Raw genomic sequence first — 5,112 nt, 5'->3', positions numbered from 1 at the left:
ATATCCTCCTATGCCATCTAACCTATCTCCTATCTTTAAATCTTTCTTTGCTATTGCAACAGTCTCAGCAACCATTCCTTTTGTAGGTGCTATAGTTGCTTCTTTATAATAACAAGCATTAAATATAGTTATAGGGGTTTCTAAACTAGTGAGATGGTAAGGCCTGTACAACACATAATTAGGCCCTGGACCCATATTTAAATATTGTAATTGTTTATGTACTTCATCTAATCTTGTAGTAAAAATAGCAAAAACCCCTGGTGCAATTCCCATAACATAGTCCACTATCTTATATTTACTGAGAATGCCTCCTTCTTTTTTTAATCTAAAAAAATTAGTTAAATTCTTTATGCTACTATCAATACCATGACTCCCACGTATATCGGGCACAAAACCAGTAGCATTTGCCATACAAGTCATTTCAATCATGGTATTGGTTCCATCTATAAATCCAGTCAACATATGAGGTTTAACATCTTTTTCTAATGCATTTTCGTATACGGAATCTGGATTGGCTTCTAAGTCTAAAGGATTATTCTTCCCTTTCCCAATGGCTAGTACCTCAAATCCTAACCCGACTGCAAAATTATATAATTCCATAACAGCACCAGGTTCATCTCCTGCTGTTCCTGTATATACCACTCCTGTTTCTTTTGCTTTCTTATATAAAATTGGCCCTACTACCGAATCAGCTTCTACATTTAACATTATTATATGTTTCCCGTTTTCTATTGAGTCTAAAGAAATCTTTGCACCTACTTCTGGTACTCCTGTAGCATCTACTACTGCTTGGATAGTATTAACCTTTGTTGCTATATCCATATCCTCAGTTGCAATAAATTTTCCCTTTTCTAAATAATAATTAATTTTATTTAATGAGTTGGAAATAACAATATCCTCTTTTCTAATTCCTGCTGACAAAAATGCATTTACCGCTTTTTCTACATTTCTATTCACAACAAGAGAAGGTAACATTCCTTTAATCCTAGACATTTGATTTATTAAACCTTTTCCCATTTTCCCTGCTCCAACAATTGCAATTTTCAAATATTTATCTTGTTTTGCTAATTCATTTAATTTTGTATTCATAGTAAGCATGAAATCAATCCTTTCAATATCCTTCTTCCTCTATTCTAAAGAAGCATTTATACCAGCTACATATCCTGACGACCATGCCCATTGAAGATTAAAACCACCACAATCTCCATCAATATCCACAATTTCTCCTGCAAAGTATAGCCCTTTTATAAATTTTGACTCCATAGTAGAACTATCTATTTCTTTTGTTGCAATTCCTCCTGCGGTCACCTGAGCATTATCCCAAGATTTGCTACCAATTATACTAAATCTTAAATCGGTAAGTATTTTTGATAATCTCTTTATTTCTTCTTTACTTAAATGAGCAATTAATTTATTATTATCTATTGATATTTTCTTTAGGATAGGTATTATTAACCTTTTATTTATCAAACCAATAAGGCCTATCTCTATGGTCTTCTTTGGCATAAACCCAAATCTATATTGTAGATAATCAAATAGTTCTTCTTTAGTTTTAGTGTGGATTATAGATACTTTTAAATCTACATTTTCTCCTTTATTCAAATATTGAAGGGCAGTTCTACTCAATTGTAGAATAGGAGGACCTGATATACCGTAGCTGGTAAACAATATATCTCCTTTGTCTTCTTTGATTAGTTTATTCTTTTGATAAAGTCCTGCAGTACCTATAAACTTAACTCCATCTACCTGTTTAAATAGATTTCCTTCTAGCTTTAATTGAACTAAACCAGGGATAATTTCTTCAATTGTATGACCTAGTTTATGAGCTAAAGTATATCCATTGCCATCAGAACCAGTATTAGGTGCAGCATTTCCACCTGTAGAAAGTATAACTCTATCACCGTATATTTTCCTTCCATCATTTAAAGTTATTATAAAATTATCATCCTTTTTAATATTTACTACATAAGCTTCAGTTATAACTTCTATATCTAAATATTCCAATTCAAATCTTAATACATCTAATACACTAGAGCTTTGAAAAGATAATGGAAATACCTTCCCATTTTCTTCAACAGCAGGAGTAATCCCTAATCTTTCAAAAAAGTTTATGGTATCATCTACATTGAATTGGGATAAACAACTGTAAGCAAACTTTTTATTTTTACCATGATAATTTTCTATGGATAGATTTACATTGGTATAATTACACCTTCCATTTCCCGTAGCCAATATCTTTTTACCTACTCTATTATTTCTTTCAAGTATAGTTACATCTGCACCATGGTTTCTTGCAGAAATTGCAGCCATCATTCCTGCAGCACCACCACCTATGACTAATACTTTTAGCATAAAATTAACTTCCTTTCCAAATATTCTTATATCATTTTCCCATTCCTTTTCATTTTATACGTTATTTTTGGTTTTGTCTATTATGAAATAAATAGAACCTGTCTTAAATTTAAGACAGGTCTATCCTGAAAATAAATATTTATTTTCTATTTAAAACTGCATTCAATATGATTCCTACTATAGCTGCAAAGCTTAATCCTGATATTTTAACACTTTCTGTTATTGGAATCCCTATAGTAATACCAAATTTACTTTCTATAATCCCACTTCCAAGACCTAATAACAATATAATTCCCATAACTATCATGTTTTTTAAATTAAATTTTACTTCATTTGTCTTAATCGTTTTAATCCCTATTAAAGATATCATACTAAACAACATTAAGCTTATTCCCCCCATTACTGGAGTTGGTATAGTATTTAATGTTGTCCCTACTTTTGATATAAAGCCCAATGATATTGCAAAAATGGCAGCTAATCTTAATATTGATGGATCATAATTTTTAGTTATAGCAAGAACCCCTGTATTTTCTCCATAAGTAGTGTTTGCAGGTCCTCCTATTAATGCTGCTACAGTAGTCGCCAATCCATCCCCTAATAAAGTTCTATTTAGTCCTGGATCTTCTACAAAGTTTTTACCTACTACTTGACCATTAGTAGTTATATCTCCTAAGTGTTCCATAAATACTGCTAATACTACTGGAGTAATTATAGCTATAGCACCCATATCAAATTTTGGAAGCCTAAATGCTGGAACTGCAAATAAAGGTGCTTCTTTTATAACTGTTGTATCTACAAGTCCCATTTTTAGAGAAATCATATATCCTAAAAACACCGCTATCAAAATTGCCAACTGTTTTATAAATCCTTTACCTTTAAAATTAATTAATAAGGCTATTCCTAATGTTATGCCTGCTACTAAAAAATTTTCACTAGCCATCCCAAAAGCAGTTGGTATTAGATTTAAACCTATTACTATTATCATAGGTCCTATTACTTGTGGAGATAAATATTTTTTTATTCTTTCTACTCCAACTTTTTTAATCAAAAAAGATACTATAATGTATATTAGACCTGCTCCAATAATTCCACCTTGAGCGTAAGCTAAATCACCATTATATATTTCTTTAACTTTTAATATTACTGGTATAAATGCAAAAGATGATCCTAAAAAAACTGGAACCTTTCCTTTAGTACAAAGATGGAAAATCAGTGTTCCAAGACCTGCTGCAAACAATGCTATAGATGGATCAAACCCTGTTAATATCGGTACCAAAACTGTGGCTCCAAACATAGCAATTAAGTGTTGAAGTGCCAAAATAATTTTTTTAGAGTTAGTTAATAATCTAGCTTCCGTCTTTTTAGAGTCTTCTACAATTATATTTTCAGTCATTAAAAAACCTCCTTTTGTTTTTATAGGAGAGTTTTCTCTCCTTTTCAGCCTCCCTGGGCTAATTTAAAGGACTGATTAGATCGTAATGCTTGGCATAAAAAAAGCCTTGCACGCAGCAAGACTTTTTATGCAAATAGGCATAATTATCAACATTAATTACAATCTTGCCAGTCTCTCTGGACTGATTTAAAGATTTACTATATATATTTTATCTTAAAATATTATACCACTATATTATTTATAATTCAACAATTATTTACACTAACTTTACAATCTTCTATATATTTCTTTGTCGTCTAGTCCTCCTATATTTAAACCTTCATCAATTTGATCGAGTATAAGCTTTTTGTCTTTCATAAGAGTACCTCTTAATGATACATAGTTTGAAGCATGATTGCTTCTAAAAATACAATTATCAATTTCAAATCCTTCTACTAATATCTTTGTTTCATTTAATACTTCTAAAGGAGTTAAAAGCTCAAATTTTCCTTCTTGTACTTCCTTATACAGTGGAGTATCTTCTTCTAATAATAAAGTTAATAATCCAATATAATCAGGTTTCATCTCATTCAAAACTAAAGCAGATTCAGTAGCATGGAGTTTTGAATTTATTTTTCCACCAATTCCAGATATTAAAGTTACTGAAAGCTCTATACCAGACTCCACTACTTTTCTACCTGCTTCTATCATTTGAGAAGAATTGACTCCTTTTTTAATATCTTTTAATATCTTCTCACTTCCAGATTCTAAACCTAAATATACAATACCTAACCCTAAAGCTTTTAACTCCATTAACTCTTCCTGGGACTTGTTTAGAATAGATTTCGGTGAACCATATATACCAACCCTTTCACATTCTGGAAATAACATCTCAATTCCTTGTAATATTTTAATTAATTCATCAGTTTTAATTGCTAAAGCATCTCCATCAGCTAAAAAAATTCGCTTTACATTCTTATAATATTTCCTACCTAGAATTAGATCTTCCATTATTTCTTCTATACTTCTTATTCTAAATTTTTTCCCTTTATACATAGAACAAAAGGTACATTTGTTATGAGAACAACCTATAGTAGCTTGAACTATTAAACTATATGCTTCACTAGGCGGCCTATAAAGGTCTCCTTCGTATTTCATTTCTATCTTCTCCTTCTTTTATTTCTTTTCTACCCTCTAATTTTCTTATTATTCTACTTGTTTAATTATAATATATGTAAAATATTTGTTCAATTAAAAAAACCTCTATTTCGACCTACGAAATAGAGGTTTTCATCTATGTACTTGGCAGCGTCCTACTCTCCCAGGGCGTTACCACCCAAGTACCATCGGCGCTGAGAGGCTTAACTTCTGTGTTCGGTATGGGAACA

The 5,112-nt window shown here is 31.1% G+C and carries 4 protein-coding genes and 1 rRNA gene; all 5 read right to left on the bottom strand.

From position 1 onward, the window contains the following. A partial coding sequence (locus VK998_RS02770) for an NAD(P)H-dependent oxidoreductase (protein ID WP_325225218.1) occupies positions 1-1,089 on the bottom strand: 1,089 nt, incomplete at its 3' end. Positions 1,090-1,128: 39 nt separating this feature from the next. Next, positions 1,129-2,352: a BaiN/RdsA family NAD(P)/FAD-dependent oxidoreductase gene (locus VK998_RS02765; protein WP_325225215.1), complete on the bottom strand. Its 1,224-nt coding sequence runs from the start codon at positions 2,350-2,352 to the stop codon at positions 1,129-1,131. A gap of 139 nt (positions 2,353-2,491) precedes the next feature. Then, positions 2,492-3,745 (bottom strand): uracil-xanthine permease family protein, encoded by a 1,254-nt coding sequence (locus tag VK998_RS02760; protein ID WP_325225212.1) that lies wholly within the window; start codon positions 3,743-3,745, stop codon positions 2,492-2,494. Between the two features lie 267 nt (positions 3,746-4,012). Next, positions 4,013-4,882: a radical SAM protein gene (locus tag VK998_RS02755; RefSeq protein WP_325225210.1), complete on the bottom strand. Its 870-nt coding sequence runs from the start codon at positions 4,880-4,882 to the stop codon at positions 4,013-4,015. A 142-nt stretch (positions 4,883-5,024) separates the two neighbouring features. After that, positions 5,025-5,112: ribosomal RNA gene (rrf, locus tag VK998_RS02750) — 5S ribosomal RNA — on the bottom strand; the annotation flags it as partial.

The sequence above is a fragment of the Schnuerera sp. genome (genome assembly GCF_035459645.1).
Classification (GTDB): Bacteria; Bacillota; Clostridia; order Tissierellales; family Tepidimicrobiaceae; genus Schnuerera.
This window is presented reverse-complemented; position numbering and strand designations above follow the sequence as displayed.